The sequence below is a fragment of the Winogradskyella sp. HaHa_3_26 genome, from assembly GCF_019278425.1.
GTDB lineage: Bacteria > Bacteroidota > Bacteroidia > Flavobacteriales > Flavobacteriaceae > Winogradskyella > Winogradskyella undariae.
The window spans coordinates 3,357,905-3,379,489 of sequence record NZ_CP058981.1; the positions used below are offsets into that span (position 1 = coordinate 3,357,905).

20 protein-coding genes are annotated in these 21,585 nt (G+C 31.9%); 13 read left to right on the plus strand and 7 right to left on the minus strand.

Translation table 11 applies throughout. The features are described from left to right. Positions 1-137: 137 nt before the first annotated feature. The 13 genes from H0I32_RS14505 (at position 138) to H0I32_RS14565 (ending at position 15,003) form a co-directional block, all read left to right on the plus strand. Positions 138-431, plus strand: a complete 294-nt coding sequence (locus H0I32_RS14505; RefSeq protein ID WP_179314327.1) for a helix-turn-helix domain-containing protein — start codon at positions 138-140, stop codon at positions 429-431. 6 nt (positions 432-437) lie between these two features. Then, positions 438-761, plus strand: a complete 324-nt coding sequence (locus H0I32_RS14510) for a hypothetical protein (RefSeq protein WP_179314326.1) — start codon at positions 438-440, stop codon at positions 759-761. Positions 762-792: 31 nt separating this feature from the next. Then, positions 793-2,904 (plus strand): Piwi domain-containing protein, encoded by a 2,112-nt coding sequence (locus H0I32_RS14515; protein WP_179314325.1) that lies wholly within the window; start codon positions 793-795, stop codon positions 2,902-2,904. Positions 2,905-2,967: 63 nt separating this feature from the next. Further along, complete coding sequence (locus H0I32_RS14520; RefSeq protein WP_236630970.1) at positions 2,968-3,363, plus strand: hypothetical protein; 396 nt, start codon at positions 2,968-2,970, stop codon at positions 3,361-3,363. Between the two features lie 123 nt (positions 3,364-3,486). Then, positions 3,487-7,821, plus strand: a complete 4,335-nt coding sequence (locus H0I32_RS14525; RefSeq protein WP_179314324.1) for a CusA/CzcA family heavy metal efflux RND transporter — start codon at positions 3,487-3,489, stop codon at positions 7,819-7,821. A gap of 4 nt (positions 7,822-7,825) precedes the next feature. Then, positions 7,826-9,031, plus strand: coding sequence for an efflux RND transporter periplasmic adaptor subunit (locus H0I32_RS14530; protein ID WP_179314323.1), 1,206 nt, complete (start codon positions 7,826-7,828; stop codon positions 9,029-9,031). 2 nt (positions 9,032-9,033) lie between these two features. Then, on the plus strand, positions 9,034-9,447 hold the full coding sequence (locus tag H0I32_RS14535; RefSeq protein ID WP_013622780.1) for a Fur family transcriptional regulator: 414 nt from the start codon (positions 9,034-9,036) through the stop codon (positions 9,445-9,447). A 56-nt stretch (positions 9,448-9,503) separates the two neighbouring features. Next, the gene (locus H0I32_RS14540) at positions 9,504-9,866 is read left to right on the plus strand and encodes a DUF3703 domain-containing protein (protein ID WP_013622781.1); all 363 of its coding nucleotides are present in this window, start codon (positions 9,504-9,506) and stop codon (positions 9,864-9,866) included. Further along, the gene (locus H0I32_RS14545) at positions 9,863-11,809 is read left to right on the plus strand and encodes a heavy metal translocating P-type ATPase (RefSeq protein WP_179314322.1); all 1,947 of its coding nucleotides are present in this window, start codon (positions 9,863-9,865) and stop codon (positions 11,807-11,809) included. The genes H0I32_RS14540 and H0I32_RS14545 overlap by 4 nt, the downstream gene beginning before the upstream one ends. A gap of 796 nt (positions 11,810-12,605) precedes the next feature. Further along, entirely contained in the window at positions 12,606-12,773 is a 168-nt protein-coding gene (locus H0I32_RS14550; protein ID WP_179314321.1) for a hypothetical protein, read from the plus strand. A 175-nt stretch (positions 12,774-12,948) separates the two neighbouring features. Further along, positions 12,949-13,461 (plus strand): DUF6943 family protein, encoded by a 513-nt coding sequence (locus H0I32_RS14555; protein WP_243878570.1) that lies wholly within the window; start codon positions 12,949-12,951, stop codon positions 13,459-13,461. A gap of 125 nt (positions 13,462-13,586) precedes the next feature. Beyond that, positions 13,587-14,228 carry a DUF6266 family protein gene (locus H0I32_RS14560; RefSeq protein ID WP_179314320.1) on the plus strand — a complete coding sequence of 214 codons (642 nt, stop codon included), beginning with the start codon at positions 13,587-13,589 and terminating at the stop codon, positions 14,226-14,228. A gap of 340 nt (positions 14,229-14,568) precedes the next feature. Continuing rightward, the gene (locus H0I32_RS14565; RefSeq protein WP_179314319.1) at positions 14,569-15,003 is read left to right on the plus strand and encodes a hypothetical protein; all 435 of its coding nucleotides are present in this window, start codon (positions 14,569-14,571) and stop codon (positions 15,001-15,003) included. A gap of 185 nt (positions 15,004-15,188) precedes the next feature. On the opposite strand, the gene H0I32_RS14570 is transcribed toward H0I32_RS14565, so the two are convergent. From H0I32_RS14570 to H0I32_RS14600, 7 genes are all read right to left on the minus strand, one after another. Continuing rightward, positions 15,189-16,238, minus strand: a complete 1,050-nt coding sequence (locus tag H0I32_RS14570; protein ID WP_179314318.1) for a hypothetical protein — start codon at positions 16,236-16,238, stop codon at positions 15,189-15,191. Between the two features lie 176 nt (positions 16,239-16,414). Beyond that, positions 16,415-16,963 carry a hypothetical protein gene (locus H0I32_RS14575; protein ID WP_179314317.1) on the minus strand — a complete coding sequence of 183 codons (549 nt, stop codon included), beginning with the start codon at positions 16,961-16,963 and terminating at the stop codon, positions 16,415-16,417. A gap of 590 nt (positions 16,964-17,553) precedes the next feature. After that, on the minus strand, positions 17,554-17,841 hold the full coding sequence (locus tag H0I32_RS14580; RefSeq protein WP_179314316.1) for a hypothetical protein: 288 nt from the start codon (positions 17,839-17,841) through the stop codon (positions 17,554-17,556). Between the two features lie 266 nt (positions 17,842-18,107). Then, positions 18,108-19,082 carry a hypothetical protein gene (locus H0I32_RS14585; RefSeq protein WP_179314315.1) on the minus strand — a complete coding sequence of 325 codons (975 nt, stop codon included), beginning with the start codon at positions 19,080-19,082 and terminating at the stop codon, positions 18,108-18,110. A 323-nt stretch (positions 19,083-19,405) separates the two neighbouring features. Further along, positions 19,406-19,981 carry a DUF6705 family protein gene (locus H0I32_RS14590; RefSeq protein ID WP_179314314.1) on the minus strand — a complete coding sequence of 192 codons (576 nt, stop codon included), beginning with the start codon at positions 19,979-19,981 and terminating at the stop codon, positions 19,406-19,408. 514 nt (positions 19,982-20,495) lie between these two features. Continuing rightward, positions 20,496-20,744: a barstar family protein gene (locus H0I32_RS14595; protein ID WP_179314313.1), complete on the minus strand. Its 249-nt coding sequence runs from the start codon at positions 20,742-20,744 to the stop codon at positions 20,496-20,498. A gap of 273 nt (positions 20,745-21,017) precedes the next feature. After that, on the minus strand, positions 21,018-21,434 hold the full coding sequence (locus H0I32_RS14600; RefSeq protein ID WP_173588578.1) for a hypothetical protein: 417 nt from the start codon (positions 21,432-21,434) through the stop codon (positions 21,018-21,020). Positions 21,435-21,585 lie beyond the last annotated feature (151 nt).

Below are 21,585 nucleotides of genomic sequence, written 5' to 3' on the forward strand. Positions count from 1 at the left end.
TTAGGGATATGGTTAAATGACTTCCTTAAATCCTTAATATCCTCACTATCTGTTAATAACTACTTATATCTTTTTCTTTTCCTTTAGTTTCCTTTACTTAAATTAGACAAAATTTGACAAGTCTAAATAATTCTATTATGGAGTTTGGGGAGTACATACGCTCATTGCGTGAAAAACGCAATTTGCTATTAAGGGAAATGGCTGCAAACCTAAATATGGACGTTGCCTATTTAAGCAAAATAGAACGAGGAAATCGGATGGCAAGACGTGAACAAGTAGTTGCATTCGCCAAAGCATTAAAAGAAGACGAAAACGAATTAATTAAGCTATGGATGTCCGAACAAATTGTACTAATGCTTAAAAATGAAAGAGAACGTACGGAAATCCTCAAAATAGCTAAAGAAAAAATTAGTAAGATTGATGAAAACTAAATAAATATGGCAACAGAAGAAATAAAAGCAATGCGTTTGGAAGCATTTTTAAATAGAGCATATAATTTGGATAAAAGAATTAAAAGACCTTCAAAAGGTGAATACTATTCACTTACCAGAGCAGAACAAAAAGGAGACCAACAAAAAGAACTTAAAATTATACAAGAAAGAATAGAACAAGCTATTGAAGTGTTTTTTAAACAAGATATTGACTATAAAACAGAAGAAAGTTTAAAAATTTTAGGCTCTCTAAACGCACAATCAAATAACAGTAATGATATTAATTTAGTTATTGAAAAAGGATTAAAAATAACAGAGCAATTCAAATAGATTTTATGTAAAACTGAAAATTACAATACCAATGCAAGAACACCTCAAAACCAACATACTTAATTTTAAATGGCCTAATAGTGCGCCTACAATATTTTTATCATTAGAGGATATTGAAGGCAGTCATCCCATTCATAAATCTAAATTTTCAAGACAGATTAAAGAGGTGTTTCCAGACACAGACCTATCTAATACAGACCAAATATTTACAACATTTATTACAGAAATACCCAATGCACCAAGCATTAAGCTGAATTTAGTAAATGGTAGAGAATTGAGAATATATAAACAATACCTTAAACACCAATTAAGAAGCTATTTTAAATCTAAAGACTATATAGTAGTAAAAAACTTTGTTGGCGATGTACAAGTGTGGATGCCTTCAAAAAAAGGGAATACAGCAGACTATAACCTCTACTATAAATTTTCATTTAAGATACAGTTTGCAAAACTCACAGACTTACCAGAGTTAATTGTATCATACGATGGTACTTCAAAAGTCCTTACAACGTCGGTTAAGGATATAGAGGATTCAGAGCTAATAAAGCGTTGTGTATATGGTCAAAAAACGTTCAATTACCAAATGGACCTCGATACAGAGGAAAAACAAGAATTTTACAATGCTATTCAGTTTGACCAAGCATACCCAATTTTTAATTTGTCATTAGCACGAGCATTAGATATACCTATTGAGGAACCTATAAGACCAATTAATAAATATCAAAAGTACGTAGCACTTATTAATAATTTTGCAACCAACTATCTGTTTAAAGAAGATTTTAAAGTCATATTTCCATTTAAAACTGATACGTTTATAGATGTGCCACTCAATCGTATCAACCATATCGACCCACAAGTAGGTTTATTGGAATTTGGTAAAGACCAATACGGTAACAAGAAAACCCATTTAGTGCCTAAAAAGGCAATGAATATCCTAAACCCTTACAGACGTCCAAACAATCAAAATATCAAGATATTTTTCATTTGCCATACTTCTCATAAAGATTCGGTATTGTCTTTCTATCAAAATTTAAAGGAAGGTGTAAATACAGAAAAGAATTATTATAAAGGATTAGAAGCCTATGTGAACATTAAAGCATCATCATCCAAAGAACACTTCATTGAATTTACCAACGAAAACGACCCAATACCAGAAATAGTTGAAAAGTTAGAGAGTTTAACCTTCGACCACGATAATGTGCTTTACGCAGCTTTTTATTTAAGTCCTTTCGATAAGTTCACACAAAATCCCGAAGACCGCGAAATCTATATTCAAATCAAAGAACTGTTTTTAAATGAAGGCATTGTTACACAAGTGGTAGATTATGAAAAAATGGTGGTCAATATCGAGAATCAATACAACTTCCAATTTTCATTGCAAAATATGGCGTTAGCTATTCACGCCAAATTAGGTGGCGCACCTTGGAAACTTGCAGTAACCGATAAAAAAGAATTAGTAATAGGTGTTGGTGCATTTACCAATCAAGGCGAAAACAGACGTTATATAGCAAGTGCCTTTAGTTTTCAAAACAATGGCTTATTTAGAAAGTTCGAATATTTTGACCAAAGCGAAACAGAACTATTGGCAGGAAGTATATGTAAAGCCATTAGAGATTTTACATCGGTTGCAGAAGCAGATAAAGTAGTCATTCACTTCTATAAGGAAATGAGTTACGAGGAACTAAAACCAATTATTAGAGGGATGCATACATTAGGGTTAAAAATTCCGCTCTACATTCTAAATATCAATAAAACAGAAGCAGAAGATATTATTGCTTACGACCTTAATTGGAACAAAAAGTTAATGCCTGTAAGTGGTACATACATACGTATTAGCGAAAATCATTTTTTGTTGTTTAATAATGCACGTTACCCTAATTCACAGCGGTATGCAGATACAGATGGTTATCCGTTCCCAATAAAAATTAAGGTAAGCAGTCCAGATGAAGATGCTTTTGAAGATGCAGATGTAGTGTTAGAATTATTAACACAAGTGTATCAGTTTAGCAGATTATATTGGAAATCGCTTCGACAACAAAATGTACCAATCACAATAAAATATCCAGAAATGGTAGCACAAATAGCACCACATTTTAATAATGGGGTTCCAGACGATGCTAAAGATGCTCTATGGTTTTTGTAATTTACCAATCAATTTATTTGCAACACCATTGCATTCAATAATTTGTATATTTGTATAAATTATATGAAAATATTTGTTTCCATATCAATGTCTATTTTATTCTTTTTTCAAGGGATAAGCATAGATATGGACTTTTGTGGTCCAATTAAAGAAATTTCAAATGTAATTACCCATTATCAAGACCATAAAGTTTATGGAGACTCTTTCTTTGAATATGTAGTTGAAGATTACATTGAGAGCGATGCTAAAAATGAAGAGCATCATCATAACCCAGATAAGGAGAATACACCAGTCCATTCCCATAATCAATGTTGTCACCCTTTGGTATTAATTATTGCGAACAATAATTTGGCTTTAACCAATCGATTAAAGTTTGAAGAGAAAAAACAATATAATTTACATAAAGTAAACTTCACTTCCAGATATTTGGAATCACTTTTCCAGCCACCTAAAGTATAATTCAGTTTTTTAATGGATAGCTATATCCAATTTTGAGCCTAAAGGGTTCATTTCATTTTGTGTAATTCTATTTTCTTATATCAGAATTGTATCGAATAGTTTAACTGAATTAATACATTTTCTATGATTAATAAAATCATTGATTTTTCAATCAATAACAAATTCATTATTGGTTTGCTTACGCTTACCATAATCGGAACAGGTATTTGGAGTATGACCAAAGTGCCAATAGATGCTGTTCCAGATATTACCAATAACCAAGTACAGGTTATAACACAATCCCCCAATTTAGGTACTGAAGATATTGAGCAAATTGTTACTTATCCAATTGAAGTGGCAATGAGCAATCTTCCTGATGTTCAGGAAATAAGGTCAATTTCTCGTTTTGGCTTATCTGTGGTTACTATTGTATTTGATGATGATATGGGAACATATCTACCTCGCCAATTAGTAGCCGAAAAACTAAACAAAGTCAAAGAGCAAATACCTGCTGGATTTGGCGAACCTACAATGGGTCCTATTTCAACAGGTTTAGGAGAGATTTACCAATACACACTAAAAGTTGCACCAGAGTTTAAAGACAAATACAACATTGCAGATTTACGCTCAATGCAAGACTGGATTGTACAGCGTCAAATGGCAATGGTTCCTGGTGTGGTAGAAGTAAACGCTATTGGTGGAAAAATAAAACAATACGAAGTAGCGGTTGACCCAAACGATTTAAATGCTATTGGCCTTACCATTACAGATGTGTTTAATGCACTTGAAGCCAATAATCAAAATACAGGAGGTGCATATATTGAAAAGAACCATCAAGCCAATTTTATTCGTGGTGAAGGCTTGGTGAGAAGTTTAGAGGACATTAAAAAAATCACTGTCAAGAATATTAATAATATACCTGTCACTATTGGCGATATTGCTACGGTACAATTTGGCTCTGCAATTCGTTACGGTGCATTAACCCAAGATGGTGAAGGAGAAGTTGTAGGTGGATTGGTAATGATGCTAAAAGGAGCTAATTCCAATGATGTTATTGCCAATGTAAAAGAGCGAATGACTCAAATTGAAAAGTCGTTACCAGAAGGCGTAATTATTGAACCATTATTAGACCGAAGTAAATTAATTGGCGAAACAACTTCTACAGTAACAACTAATCTTATTGAAGGTGCATTAATCGTCATTTTTGTGTTGGTCTTTTTATTAGGTAATTGGCGAGGAGGTTTAATAGTTGCCTCTACTATTCCATTATCCTTATTATTTGCTTTTATTTTAATGAATGTTTTTGATGTTTGGGTAAACCTAATGAGTTTAGGAGCAATTGATTTCGGAATCATTGTAGATGGTGCTGTAATTATTGTTGAAAGCACTGTTTTTCTTATAGCATCACAAGTTTTGAAAAAGAAACAACTTACATCTAAAGAAAGAGATAAAGTTGCTTCTAATGCTTCAAAAAAGATGATGAATGCTGCCTTCTTCGGTCAGTTGATTATCCTTATCGTTTTTCTACCCATTTTAGCCTTACAAGGTATTGAAGGAAAGATGTTTAAACCAATGGCTTTGACCTTTATTTTTGCTATGATTGGTGCAATGGTACTTTGTTTAACCTATGTGCCAATGATGTCAGCTTTAATATTAAGAGCACCTAAAAACGATAAAAAATCTTATGGAGATAGATTTGTGCATTGGGTTGAAGATAAATACCAACCTTTATTGGTTAGAGCCTTGCGAAAAGGGAAATGGGTAATTGGTATTGCAGTTGTGTTGTTCGGAATAACCGTTTTTATGTTTTCAAGAATGGGTGGCGAGTTCATTCCGCAACTCGATGAAGGTGATATTGCATTTCACGCTATTTTAAAACCAGGTAGTTCACTTACAGAAACTATTGAAACTACTACCAAAATAGAACAAATAGTAAAAGCAAAATTTCCAGAAGTTGATAAAATTGTGAGTCGTATTGGTGTTGCCGAAATTCCAACCGACCCGATGCCTATGGATATTGCCGATGTTTTTGTAATTCTGAAACCTAAAAGTGAATGGACTACTATAGAATCAAAAGATGAATTGATTGAAGCAATGAAAGAAGCAGTTGAAATGGTTCCTGGTGTTAATTATGAGTTTACACAACCTATTGAAATGCGTTTTAACGAGTTATTAGAAGGTGTTCGTGAAGATATTGCTATAAAACTTTATGGTGAAGACATTGATATTCTATCTCAAAAAGCCGAAGAAATATCTAAAATTATCGCAGGTACTGAAGGTATTGGTGATATGAAAGCGGAAGCCACAACAGGTTTGCCACAAATGACAATCAATTACAACAGGAATAAATTGGCGCAATATGGTCTTCAAATAAATACGCTTAATCAAACCGTACAATCTGCATTTGCAGGTGGTACAGCAGGTGTAATTTTTGAAGGTGAAAAACGCTTCGATTTAGTAGTACGATTAAGCGATCAAAACCGTAAGGATATTTCAGATGTTCAAAACCTGTATATCAATTTACCTTCGGGTGCTCAAATTCCTTTACGTGAAATTGCAGATGTAAGCTATAAAGCAGGACCAATGCAAATCAGTAGAGATAACACCAATAGAAGAACCTATGTAGGTGTTAATGTTAGAGGACGTGATGTAAAATCGTTAGTAACTGAAATTAAATCAAAATTAGATGCACAATTAGAATTACCATCAGGTTATTTTATTCGTTATGGTGGTGCATTTGAAAATTTAGAACGTGCCAGCAACCGATTACAAACCGTTGTGCCTATTGCATTGTTACTCATATTTATACTAATATATTTTGCATTAAAATCTTTACCACAGACCTTAATGATTTACATAGCTATTCCAATGGCAACTATTGGTGGTGTTGTGGCGTTGTGGTTACGTGATATGCCATTTAGTATTTCGGCAGGTGTTGGTTTTATTGTGCTGTTTGGTGTTGCAGTTTTAAATGGTTTGGTAATGATAAGCGGACTCAACGAATTAAAAGAAGAAGGTGTAACCAATCTAAAGGATAGAATAGTTGAAGGTACTAAACGAAGAATCAGACCTATTATGCTAACTGCTTTTACAGATGTATTAGGCTTTCTACCAATGGCTATTTCATCATCAGCTGGTGCAGAAGTACAACGTCCATTGGCAACGGTTGTTATTGGTGGATTATTAACTTCAACTTTGCTTACCTTATTTGTTTTACCAATTTTATATCATTGGGTAGAAAACAAATCTTTTACGTTTAAGCCAAATAAAAAGTTAGTAACAGCAACAGCAGTTGTATTATTACTATTTGGCTTTTCACCACAAAGTAATGCACAAGAGTTGAATGATACAATTCCCGAAATTTCATTACAGGAAGCTGTTAAACTCGCAAAAAGTAATTATCCATTATTGAAGCAAAAGCAGTTGGAAATTACAAAACAAGAACAATTAAAATCGACTGCCTATGATTTCGGAACGACTCAAATTTTTACAGGTGGAGAAGAAATTGATAATGGAAATGGCATCTATACAACCATTGGTATTGGTCAATCAAATATCGATGTATTTGGTATAGCTTCTAAAAAGAAGTTACAAGAACAACGCATTCAATTGGCACAAAAAGCCTTTCAACTTTCCGAATTGGAATTAGAATTGGAAGTCAAAAAAGCGTGGTCAAAATGTTATCAAATGAAACGAAACTATGATTTGTATAAAGAACTGGATTCCATATATTCCAAATTTGAACAAGCAGCAGCTTTAAATTATGAAGTAGAAGCTATTTCTAAATTAGAATATTCAGCAGCAAAAAATCAAGCGTTTCAAATTCAGAATAAAAAAGCGCAAGCTTATAGTGATTATCATATTGCTTTACAGCAATTCAATTTGTGGTTAGTTTCAGAAGAAATTTTTACGGTTTCAGATGAATTTGATGTAGCGATAGATAGTGATGTGGAAACGATTAGTATTGAAAATCATCCGTTGTACAGTATGTCGATGAACATTGTAGATGAAGCAGAAGCCAAATATAAAGCTGCAAAGGCGGATAATTTACCGAAGTTCAATCTACAAGGTGGTTTACAAAAAGTAAATGGCAATTCAGGGTTTTACACCTATCAAGCAGGTATTTCCATTCCGTTTTTATCAGGTTCTAACAAAGCACAAGTTAGAAGTGCCAGAATTGATAAAGACATAGCCGAAACCAATGTAGCGTTCAAAAAACAGGAAGTACAATCAAGGTTTGTTCTGGCTAAAGAAAAATATATGAAATGGAAAACATCTTGGGAGTTTTACAAAGACCAAGTTTTACCATTAACAAAAGAGCAAAAAACAGGTGCATTACTGGCATATAGAGAAGGCGAAATAGATTATACTGCATTTACGCAGTTGATAAAAGAAGCCATTCAGTCAGAATTGGAAGCACAAACAGCATTAGTAAACTATTTAGAAAGCACATTTCAACTACAATATTTTAATCAATAAGACAATGAAAAGTAAAACATATAAAATCCTTATCGTAATGGTGTTAACCATTTTTGTGTCAGCTTGCGGAAATAAAGAAAATCATAACGAAAATGATGGTCATTCCCACGATGAGGAAGAAAAAACAGAAATTAAAGAAGAACATAATGAAAGCGAAGAAGTAATGCTTTCACAACAACAATTCGATGCTTTAAAAATGAAAATAGATACGTTAGCATTACGCAATATGAGCGGTTATGTTGAGGCAAATGGAACGTTAGAAGTGCCACCACAAAATGAAGCAGCCATTACCACAGTCATTGGTGCAAATGTTGTTTCAATTGAAGTGATTGAAGGTGACAAGGTTAATAAAGGTCAAGTTGTGGCTTATCTCTCGCATCCCAATATTATACAAGCTCAAACTGATTACTTAAACGCATATAGCAATAGTAATTTTCTGAAAAAGAATTTCGAACGTCAACAAAAATTATATGAAGCAGGTGTTGGCTCTGGTGCTAATTTTCAAAAGGCAGAAGCAGAATATGATGCATCAAAAGCAATGGTAAATGGTATGCAAGCACAATTAAAAATATTAAATGTCAATACCTCTTCTGTTCGTAATGGCACAATTTCGCAACGCATTGCTTTAAGAAGTCCAATAGAGGGTTTTGTACAAAAAGTTGAAGTAAAAACAGGTCAATATGTAGAACCACAAACCGAATTATTTGAAGTTGTAAATACGCATCACGTTCACGCCGATTTAATGGTTTTTGAAAAAGATGTTTATAAAGTACAGAAAGGTCAGAAAGTTAACTTTACGGTACAATCCATACCAGATGCAGAGCTTATCGCAGAAATCTATTCCGTAAGCAAAACCTTTGAGGACAACCCAAAAGCAGTCCACGTTCACGCAGAAATAGAAAACAAAAAAGGTAACTTAATTCCTGGTATGTATATTCAAGGTAAAATTCAAGTAGATAATACCCAAACAAAAGCTTTACCAGAAAGTGCAATTATAAAAGAAGGCGAAAGATATTATGTGTTTTCAGTAGAAAAAGAAAATGACGATTGGAGCTTTAAACCTATTGAAGTTGTGTTAGGCACTAAAGATGGTGATTGGGTATCGGTTCAATTTACTGAAAACATAGAAAGTAATACAAAATTTGCTTATAACAATGCTTATTATCTTAACGCAGAAATGAAAAAAGGAGAAGCAGAACACGCACATTAATTATGGAAACAATAGAACAAGTATTAGAGTCAAAAAATATTCGTGTTACAGCAATGCGTTTGCTTATATATAAGTTTCTTGCAGAAAAAGAGGTCGCTGTTACTTTAAGTGATATTGAAAATGCTTTCTCAAAAGCAGACAGAACCACTTTATACAGAACTATTAAAACCTTTGAAGAAAAGGCAATTGTGCATCAAATAGACGATGGTACAGGGATTACAAAATATGCATTATGTGAAAAGGGATGTAATTGTGAAATTGAAACCGATTTGCACTTACATTTCCATTGTAATAATTGCAATGAAACCATTTGCTTAACAGAACATAAAATACCTCAAATAAAAGTGCCAGATGGTTTTGTGTCAGAGAATGTAAATTTGGTGGTAAAAGGTATTTGCGATAAGTGTAGTGTCTAATTATTGCACTTCCATTGCACTTACTATTAAAGTACATTTATCCAAAATTAGAGGATATGAAGTTTAATACTAAAATACCTAAACATCTAAAACAGGCGTATAACCAAGAATTAAAACAATACAGTTTCTGTTTGGAAAATAAGCAGTTTGGTAATGCTTGGTATCATTTAGAACGTAGTCATATAATAGGACAATCTTATCCTATAGAACATACCTATTCACATTGGCTTATGCTAAAGTTTGGATTTAGACAAAAAGATACGAAAGAAGTAATAGGTCAAATAATTAGGTTGCTTGTGGGTGGCTGGAAATCATTTATAAATCACGTTCCACTTGGTAATACTGGTGGAGCAAACGTGCCACCATTAAAACGAATGCCTATTCCCAATGACATTGAAAAATTATTAGATATTAAATGAAAAAAAAGAAAGTCAATTTAAGAGATTTAAAACCAAATTCAGAAGTGCAACACACGCATAATGATGGTCATAATCACGGTAATGGAAGTGCATTCAAAACCTACGTGCCTGCAATAATAAGTTTTACAATGCTTATCATTGGTATAGGTTTAGATTATTTTGATGTTTCATTCTTTAAGGATTGGATTCGTATTGCTTGGTATGGTATTGCATATCTTCCTGTAGGGTTTCCTGTTGTAAAAGAGGGTTGGATTAGTATTAAAAAAGGTGATGTTTTTACAGAGTTCTTTTTAATGTCTATAGCAACCATTGGTGCATTTGTTATTGGTGAATATCCCGAAGGTGTTGCAGTAATGCTATTTTATGCAGTAGGCGAATTATTTCAAAGTGCTGCTGTAAATCGTGCAAAAGGAAATATAAAAGCATTATTAGATGTTAGACCTAAAGAAGCCAATGTATTTCGTGAGGGAGATTATAAAAGTGTTTCGCCTGAAGTTGTCAATATTGGAGAGAAAATTCAAATTCGTGTAGGTGAAAAAATTCCATTGGATGGCATTTTATTATCCGAAAAAGCATCTTTAAATACAGCTGCGTTAACAGGAGAAAGCAAACCAGATTCCATTCAAAAAGAAGCAAAGGTTTACGCAGGTAGTATTAATTTGGAAAGCGTTATTGAAGTTGAGGTAACCAATAAGTTTGAAGACAGTTCTATTGCGAGAATATTAGACTTGGTTCAAAATGCAACAGCACGTAAATCTAAAACAGAATTATTCATCAGACAGTTTGCTCGTATCTACACACCAATTGTAGTGTTTTTAGCTATTGGTGTTACTTTTATACCTTACTTTTTTGTAGATGATTATGTGTTTAGAGATTGGTTATACAGAGCATTAATTTTCTTGGTAATATCTTGTCCTTGTGCGTTAGTGATTTCAATTCCATTAGGATATTTCGGTGGATTGGGAGCAGCTTCAAAAAATGGAATCTTATTTAAAGGTGCTTCATTTTTAGATGCAATGACCAAGATAAATACTTTGGTAATGGACAAAACAGGAACCGTTACCAAAGGTGTTTTTAAAATCAAAGAAGTAAAAGCAATTGGTTGGAATGAAACCGAATTTATGCAATACTTAATGGCGATGGAAGAACAATCCACGCATCCAATTGCTAAAGCCATTTTAGAGTACAAAGCTGAAGGTGAAGATTTTGAAGCACAAGACGTTTCTGAAGTTGCAGGTAAAGGTTTAAAAGGCATTGTAAATGGTAAAACAGTTTTAGTAGGTAATAAAGCCTTAATGACTGCGAATAATATTAATGTTCCAACGGAAACGGAATCTATTGTAGAATCGATAGTGTTGGTAGCAATCGATAATCAATTTGCAGGTTTTGTAGTAATAGCAGATGAATTAAAGGAAGATGCAAAAGAAACAATTACTAATTTACATAAAGTAGGCATTAAAAATATTATGATGTTTTCCGGTGATAAAGATTCCATTACGCAACAAGTCGCTAAAGAGTTGAACATCGAAAATGCTAAAGGTGGTTTGCTACCAGAAGATAAATTAAACGAAGTTGAAATTTTAAAGAAAAATCCTGAAAATAAAGTAGCTTTTATAGGTGATGGTATTAATGACGCACCAGTTTTAGCAGCAAGTAACGTTGGTATTGCAATGGGTGGTTTAGGGAGCGATGTAGCTATTGAAACAGCAGATGTTATCATTCAAACAGACCAACCTTCAAAAGTAGTAAGAGCCATTAAAATAAGTCGTTCTACACGTAAAATTGTTTGGCAGAATATCATTTTAGCATTTGGTGTTAAAGTTATTGTCTTAATTTTAGGAGCAGGTGGTTTAGCTACAATGTGGGAAGCAGTTTTTGCAGATGTAGGAGTAGCATTATTAGCAATTTTAAATGCAGTTAGATTACAACGAATGAGTTGGTAATTGTCCCCACAACCCAAAACCCAGTTTTTTCGTACCTCAAAATCCTCTGTCTTTTGTGCTGTTCCGCTCGCCAATGCATAATTGGTTTTATGTCATAATACTTGTATCCAACGCTATAATAGCACATTACTTGTTTTATTTAAAAGTATCTATATAAATAAATTAGTACAATAAAAAAGCAAAGAGCTATTGCCAACGCTCAAACAACTATTACGCCAAAAAACCAATCCCAAGCTATGTTACATAATAGAAGTTATAGGAGCAAAAATCCTTTCAATGGTTGCCTACGGCGTTTTATTATATTTTCGTCGCTATAACTGCTATTATGTAAAATATCCGCTATTCCAACGCTCACATCCGAACTTCTAACTACATTTTCAACAAACATTAAACAGTCGAACATTCAAAGGGTAACGTTAATTTATTATAATATTCGTTATCTCATTCAACTGCACAAAACCATCGTTAAGTCCAAGTATTCCTTACCTCAAGTCTTTGTTTGTTTCATTTCGTTAACAAATATTAATGTCCACTTTTCCCCACCACCCAAGAAATAGGATATAAAAAAATAGGTTTAGAATATGTAGTAATACGCCATAGCACATTACTTTTTATCGTGCCTCAAAAAAGCAATAAGCTATTGTCTAAAAGTCCTGTATAAGTAGCTTGTTTAAATGCTGTTTTATCAAACAACTATTTAAAACACTACCCATACAAACGCTTCATCCATCGCTCAATTTGTTAAGTAAACCTATTTTTTTAAAAGTTAATTCCCCAGAAAAGTTATATTTAATGTATGAAAAAACTGATTGAATCATTATTTGATTTATTCTTTCCTCACGATATAGATGAAAACGGTAATAAAATCGAAAATCCTGAAGGAGACGATTCTTATTCTACAAAGGTTTTTACAATCATTATTCTTGCAATAATTTTAATATTAGTAGGTGTAGTATTAAAATAAAAAAAGGCAGCAAATATATGTGGCTTGCTTCATCCAACGCACAAGGCTATAAAGGTCAAGCCCTACGGGTTTTGAATAAAACTTTTTTCAAGACCCTTTTCCTCTTGATTTAAACATACAACTCAAAAAACTTTTATCCAAAAACCTTGACAGCCTTGCCCACGCCACAACAACTATGGCTATCTTTTTTCTTTTCAAAAAAAATAATGGCGCGAAGCGTAGCGAAGCAATTTTAAATTGGATAGCTATGTCAACTTTTGAACTAAAAACACACCAAGTCGGAAAGACTTACTCGAACCCTCATTTTTTCATTCTAAACAAAGGTCTAAACAGCGGAAAACCACTCTTAAAATCCTGTGCTAACTGTTTCGTTGTCACTACTACAACAGAAGAGGTAAAACACACACTTTTTCACTTATCTATGATGTTGCAAATAGGCGGTTTTTACGCTTACTATTTAAAAGGTAGTGTTATTCCGTTTATTTCAATAGATGATTGTAGGAACACTTTGAAAAACAGCTACAGCTCATTGTTTTATGATGCAATTCAGTTGCAAAAACATATTAATATTGTGTCAGCAATTAATAAAAAGGAAAAGGAGCTTCATAAAATTATTTCAAAAATGGCAGATTTGAAAGTATCATATATCCAAAGTTTATTTTCTAAAATGCAAAAAGAAGCAATCTAAAGCAACAAAATCCATATCAAAAGAATAGCATAAAACTTGCCATATATTTCAACGGAAGGTACAACTTCGTGTTAAGTCCGTACCAAGTCCGAAGAAAATTATGTTTCATTTAAATTATTTATGTTATGGGTAAAATTGCTCAAGGTATTTTAGGAGGTCTTTCAGGTAAGGTTGGTAACGTTATCGGTGGAAGCTGGAAAGGAATTGATTACATTAGAATTAAACCTTCAAGTGTAGCCAATCCAAGAACTGTTGGTCAAGTAAACCAAAGAACCAAGTTTACTGCCACTTTAGAATTTTTACAGGCTGTAAAGCCTTTTATTAAGTTAGGTTATAAAGGGTTAGCTGTTAAGAAAACAGAATTTAATGCTGCAATGTCGTATGTATTGAATAATGCTATTACAGGTACTGAACCTAACTTTGTTGTTGACTATCCAAACGCTTTAGTAAGTCGAGGAGGTTTATCTGGTGTGCTAAACCCAACGACTGATTTAGCAACTGCTGGAGAAGTAACGTTTGGTTGGGATGATAACTCTGCTGAAGGTAACGCAAATGCTACTGACAAGGCGATGTTATTGGTTTACAATCCTTCAAAAAAGGAATCCATTTCTTTACTTGATGGAGCAGACAGAACAGTAGGTTCTCAAATTATTCCAATCCCAACAACTTATGCAGGAGATGCAGTAGAGCTATTTATGGCTTTTATTTCTGCTGATGGTAGTCAAGTATCAAACAGTATTTATTTAGGCTCTGGTACAGCTAATTAATGCTTGGTGTTTTTATTTGGAAACCGCTCTAATCGAGCGGTTTTTTTTATGCTATATTTGTTGCTCTATTTATTAATAGTTGTTACTAATCTTCTCTTATTATCCATTTTTTGTATGCTATTTGTTGCCCAAATACAATAGCACCAATGAATACAGGGTTAGTTAAATATTGTATCGGGAAGTAGTGCCCGTTTTTATCTTCTTATTTGGTTTTGTTTGCTTCTTTTATACAACAACTCTGCTTTAAGCTTGTTTTAAGTATGCTATAACCACGCTATAACCTATAATTTAATTTTTGTATATTACTGTTTTATAGCTGTTTATATTAAAATGTTGAATTATGGCGGAGCAGAAAGGCATTATTCCCTTAGTGGGGACTATGGGAGGTATTAATTTTTATTATTTAAATGGTAAGGCTATTGCCCGAAAAGCAGGTGGTGGTTTTAATGGTAAGACCATAAAGACGAAGCGGAGTATGCAACGTGTACGCAAAAACGCTAGTGAGTTTGGGCATTGCTCTGGTGTTAATAAAGCTTTTAGGACGGCTTTAGTGCCTTTTTTTAGAGGTTATAGGTTTCCCTATTTTCATAGTCGATTGATGGGTTTGTTTACACGTTTAAAGGATTTAGATGCGATAAACAAACGCGGCAAGCGACGTGTTGCCAATGGTATTGCTCATAGTGATGGGCTAAAACTGGTGCAACATTTTAATTATACCCCAGTTTGTAATGTAGGGCAGGTATTGCCTTTTCCTGTAAATGCTATACTAAAATAGTAATCTGAAAGCTATTTACAACGTTGTTTTGTGGTTTACTTCGTCTGTTCGCTGCGCTCGGGTGTTGCGTGTTTGAGCAACTAAGTTAATAAACAAAAACGAACGCGAGAAAATTCCGAAGGAATTTTCCAAATAAGCACTTACCAAAGCAATTAATTATACACGGTGTTAGCATACGTTTTTTATCAAGGTAAGGTGGAAATATTATATATAACATAAATAAGTCCACCAAAAAAAGCTAATAATACAATTATTGTTATAATCAAAAGAACAAAATCAGAATCACTTGCTTTAGAATTATCATCTAATTTTTTGTCAATTTCAATCCATTTATTATTTGCAACTTTATTTGTATTTATTTTAGTGTTTTCAATGTTTTCAACTTTATAATTTTCAATCAAATCAAATAACAATTTTGATGTCTTAAAATCTATGTTATCTTTTTCAAATTTACCAATCATATAATATCCTTCCATTGGAAATTTGGGTCTTACAGCATTTAATAAATTCTCTTTACTTCCGATGTAATATTTAATGTCAACGAGGTTTTGAACCACCTTTTTATTTTTATCGTCTAGTAAAGTTGGATGTAAAAAAAAGTTAATTTTATTATCCTTGCAATAAATGACAATTTTATTAAAGTATTCTATTAATTCATCTTCTGAAAAATATTTTACATCTAAAGGTTCTAAAATGTTTACTTTATTTATTTGAATCTCTTTTTCGCCAATATCATTATCAGTAGATTCCTTTTTGTTAAAATAATATCTATGTGCAACTTCTGAATTATCAATTTGGTGAAAATTTTTGCCTAAAACAATTTCTATCTGATTCCATATTATTTCGGTCATTTCCTCAAATCTATCTTCAACTTCAATTCTTTTACCTTCGTCAATAATTCTTTCGCCTTGTGCTTCCATAATTGACCGATGTTCAGTCCCTTTTTCGAAATAATCTAACAAAAAAGTCATTGATACTTCTGAATATCCAAATGTTAAAGTATTCACATTTTCTAATGGATAACCGCTAGTACAGTAATCAATATTCAGAAAAATTATAGTTCCGTTTTCAGAAAAATATACATCACAGTAATTTTCTTCTTTCCAATTAGATGATGCTGTTTCAAAATCAATTTTTTTGCCTTTGATTAAATTCCAACCAAGTATGTTTTGTAACTCATCGAAATTTTTTTCGTAATTTTTATTTATTACCAATCCTGATATGTTAAATCCCATAGTTTACTTTTATTGAAGTTGTTGGTCAAATGAATGCCAACGTGTTTGTGTATGGTTAGTTGCGTGGTTAAGCAACTAAGTTAGCAAACTTTTACGAACCCGTGAATATTCCGCAGGAATATTCGCAAGTAGGGAAGAACAAAGCAATTAATTATACACGGTGTTAGGCATAGTTTTTAACAGTCATTTGATTGAATTGTATTTTTGTCATTGCTGTTCACTTTTTTGTAGAAATTCCATATTTTATTATTCCACTTTAATGAGTCGATTCCATAGGCTTTATCAACTTTAAAAGATTCAAATTTCCAAACCTGTGAAGAATTTTCCTTTTGACTAGAGTCATTCTTGACTTTCTTTAAATTAATTCCATTACGTTTAAAATAAGTGAAACCACCTAGGCAACTATTTGGGTTTTTGTAATTATCAAGAGAAATCTTAATGGTATCTTTTTCTCCTATTAAAGATAGATATATTCCTTCTTCACAACACCCACATTTAAGATTACTATTGTAATTCTCTCTATGATGTACAGCAAATTCATCAACACGGTATTTTCTAATAGAATCGGCATTTGAAAAAAATAAAACATCATTTTTCTTATAGGGAAACCATTCAAAATATGCCGTGTTCATTTCAGGACAATTGACTGTGTGTCTGTTTAAATATAATTTTAACGAGACTAATAGAAGTATAATTAGTCCTATTATCCAATATCTTTTTTTCATTTACGAGGTTTTCCTAAATTATGCCTAACGTTGTTGTGTATGGTTAGTTGCGTGGTTAAGCAACTAATTTAGCAAACTTTCACGAACCTGTGAATATTCCGCAGGAATATTCGCAAGTAGAGAAGAAAAAAGCAATTAATTATACACGGTGTTACCACTCGTTTTTATATTCAGATTATAAAAGCAACTACAATTTGCAACAGAATGGATAAAATCGCAACAACTAGAAAGAATATAAATATGTTTTTCGAGATATTCTGTGTTTTTAAAAGTCGGAATTGGTTTAGATTGTTTAGAATCAACAATTCTTTTTCATCCATTGCTCGTAATTCAGATAGCTTTTTGTATTTGCTGTATTTCTCAAATTCGTTTAGTTCAATATCATTAACATTTTTAATATTCTCCATAAGGTTTAATTCAGATTATTAATTTTAAATTCAAATATTATGTCAAAATAAAATCAATTTTATCAATTTAATCAATTCAATTTCGGTCACTTATCGGATTCAGAAATAGAATTAGTCGAACTGCTTTTTAAACATCAACATGACTTTTCTAAAATGGATGAATTAAAAAGGTTTTTAAATAAATTATTTTTCAATGAAAGCAATTCTAAAAGAGTTTAATCCATTGGTTTTTTCATCTAAAAGTTTTTTAAATTTTTCTTTGTCTTTGTCAACCATTGTTTTAGAAATTACATTAAAACAGGTGTCTTTTGAGTCAAAAACCATTGAATTTTCAATATCTGAATCAATTTGGTGTATTTCAAAATCCATTTTTGCGCCACCTTGTATTCCGTTATTGTCTTTAAAAAAATTCATCTTAAAAGAACTTGTTAATTCTTGGAATTCTCTAAATAATTTGTCTTCTGATGTCATAATGTACGTTTTTTTAAATGTGTGGTAACTAGTAATAATAATTGGAAAACAGCTATTATCCTGTAAATGCTATACTAAAATAGTAATCTGAAAGCCATTTACAGCGTTGTTGTATATGGTTTACTTCGTCTGTTCGCTGCGCTCGGGTGTTGCGTGTTTCAAGCAACTAATTTAGTAAATAATTATCGACCAAGAAAGTCCGCGAGGATTTTTGTAAGTAGGCAAGAAGCTAGCAATAAATTATATACGGTGTTGCCCACAGTATTTTATTCTTTTCCTTGTAATTTAATCGGCTGAATTCCTACGACTTTATCTTTCTCGTCAAAAATTAATTTAATCATTTCACTTGGCGGACTTGAACTGTCATCTGAATATTTGTACTGAAGTAATGTAAACATACTTCCATCAAAACCCATTTGGATTCCGCTGTAAATTAATTCAGTTTTTCTCTCAAAATCTATGTTGTCGATTAATAGATTTAATTGCTCGTCAGTAACCTTTTCTTTAATTATGTTGGATAAATAATCTTTCGATTTTGTTAAATCTTTTGATTTTAAAATTTTGAAAAAATCTGTCTTAATATTCTCTAATTCGGAAAGTTTATTCTCGTCTAATTTCGGGATTTCTTTTTCCTTTTCTTTTGATTGGTTTTTGATATAAAGTCTTATTCTATGAACTGGATTTATAGTCATTGCACCTTTTTTTTCATAGTAGTTTGAAACTGTAGCGTACATTTCAATTTCTGTACTATCATTCGGTTTCCAAGTTGAACTTTCTACAAATGTATTTATGGAATCTAATCGACTAATATTAGAATAATTTCTCTTTGTTTTTGGTTCTCCAAATTCGGATGAAATTTTTTCTTTAAGTCCTTTATATTTTGAAATAAATGCTTTTTGATATTTTTTAGGTTTTTGATTGTTATCTTTCTTTTCAAAGTTAGAAACATCCCATTCGTAAAGCACAGAACTCATTGTTGAGTCTTTTTCTTTAAAGTAATAGTAAGTTATTAAGTCCGCTATTTTCTTTTCAGTTCTTTTGTATTTAATCGGTTGAGCATCTCCACTAAATGAAACGTGATTTGAAGTTGTTGGAATTCTTTCACTTTTTAAATTTTCTTCCATTTGGACATATTCATTCAGCGAAATATTATGAATGTCAAATCCTAAATCTTGTCCAAAAACAGTAATTCCAATTAATAAAATTCCAAATGTAAATGTAGTTCTCAAAGTTTTTTTCATATTGTGGGTAACTAGTAATATATAATTGGAAAACAGCTATTATCCTGTAAATGCTATACTAAAATAGTAATCTGAAAGCAATTCACAACCGATGATACGTACCCAATTAAAGAAGATTGCCTGTAAATGCTATACTAAAATAGTAATCTGAAAGCCATTTACAGCTTTGTTGTGTATGGTTTACTTCGTCTGTTCGCTGCGCTCGGGTGTTGCGTGGTTTAAGCACTAAATTTAGCAAATAAAAACCGAATATAAAATCCGCGAGGATTTTCGTAAGTAGGCTATAACCAAGCAATAAATTATATACGGTGTTGTGGTTAGTTTTATTGCTTGGTTAATTGCATTATTTCCGGAATTTTAAAATCAGACATATCGTAAATAGGTTTCTCTCCTGTTCCTTTGCATGTTTGATAGTTTTTTCTAACCCATAAAAGCTTAGGGGGTTTATCAGGTATATATTCTATTATTAAATCAGTATTTTTATATCTAATATGATTATTTTCAGTAGGTTCACCATATAGTAATGAAATCTTGTTTTCAGAAAAAACACTATTTCCACTTATGTAGCTATCCTCAATTTTTGTGTTGTAGATTTCAACACCTTTATTTTTGTATATAAATTCAGATACTAATTCGTCAGACATTATGTTCACTTTTGGGAAGTTATCTATTCTTACTTTCTTATAAATAATAATTTGGAAATAAACACTATCGTTCTCAAAACTCCACGTTCCAATATATTTATCAAGATTTTTGTTTAAATCTTTATAGTAAATAGTATCGTTTTTGGATAATTCGGTAATCCCATCAGGAAATGAGCCTAATTTTACGATTTTCTGTTGAGCATTAGCAAAATTGTTAATACAGAATAGATATAATATAATTAAATAAATTTTCATTTAGTATTATTAATTAGTTCTTATGAAAAACACATATGGATGTATGCTATCTGATTTTCTTAAATTAACCACAACGTTGTTGTATATGGTTTGTTGCGTGTTTCAAGCAACTAATTTAGTAAATAATTACGGACAAAGAAAGTCCGCGAGGACTTTCGTAAGTAGGCAAGAAGCCAGCAATAAATTATATACGGTGTTGTGCTTTAGTGCTTATTCGTTTTTTTATTTTCCAAATTATGTGTGTTGTAATTCCTGCGATTGTTCCGAAAAACCAAAATCCGAGTGTTATTCCAAGTATTGGCATTCCGCAATTAATTCCGTCTGTTCTTGGCTCTGGGTAAAAAAGTTTTGGAAACAGAAAAAAGTAGCAGATTAATAAAACCAAAAGAATTATAAAATTCGGCAGTTTAGTTTTGTACTTATTATTCAAAAAATACAAACCGAGTTGCACTAAAGAAATTCCAAAAATGAAAAGTAAAATCATTTAGTTTAATTTAAGTTCAACATTTTTATTTTAAGTAATTATTTCAATTAAAATTCCGTATTCTTTTAATTCCGTTTTGCTTTTTTTACTATTCAACCATTTCAATTCGTAATTCTCTTCAACTTCTTGAACTCCAAAACCACCACTTAAAACATCTTCAAATGCGTCTAAATTCCGTCCAATTTTCCAATTCAAACCGTTTGTCATTTTTCTTTCCAATTCATCATAAAATTCAGTTAGATTTGAGAAATTATTTCCGTTTATTTCGATTGTTCTCATTTTTTTTGCATTAAGCACAACTAGTAATAATAATTGGAAAATAGCTATTATCCTGTAAATGCTATACTAAAATGGTAATCTGAAAGCCATTTACAACGTTTATGTATATGGTTTACTTCGTTTGTTCGCTGCGCTCGGGTGTTGCGTGTTTGAGCAACTAATTTAGTAAATATTTACCGACCAAGAAAGTCTGCGAGGATTTTTGTAAGTAGGCTATAACTAGCAATAAATTATATATGGTGTTGGCAATAGTTATTTATTCAAATTCAGTTATTAGGTTGTCATAAACAATATCAATATTAATGTCATAATTCCAAGTATTGTGGTAAATCTTCCCATTTTTTTTGATTTAGTCCAACCTGCTAAAGAAATCATTGCAATTAAAGATGTGATTCCTAAAAAAAATGAAATAGAACCTAAAACTCGTGGAAGGAATAAATCATTATCGACTACTTTAAATGGATATCCAACAGTTGTTTTCATTAATACATTAGTCATTGCAAAAACAGTAATCAAAAAGAAACTTGCAGCTAAAGTTGAAACAACCATAATTGTTTTCGATAATTTAGTATTCATATCTGAAACTAATAAATTTGCAATTACAGCAATCGAAAATCCACCAAGTAATGAACTAATTGTAATTGTTTGTTCAGCAAGTTTATTCCAGTATTCAAAGGTAATTTCTGTCATCTATTCAATTCGTTGTTTTTATTCTAAATTCTATAATCCGCTCAATTTTTCATTCAGCCGTAATGTTTTTTTCAGCTTGCAGGTAACGGTTTTGTGTATAAGTTAGTTGCGTGTAAATTAGAAAATTATTTTCGGATTGAGCACAAGCCAG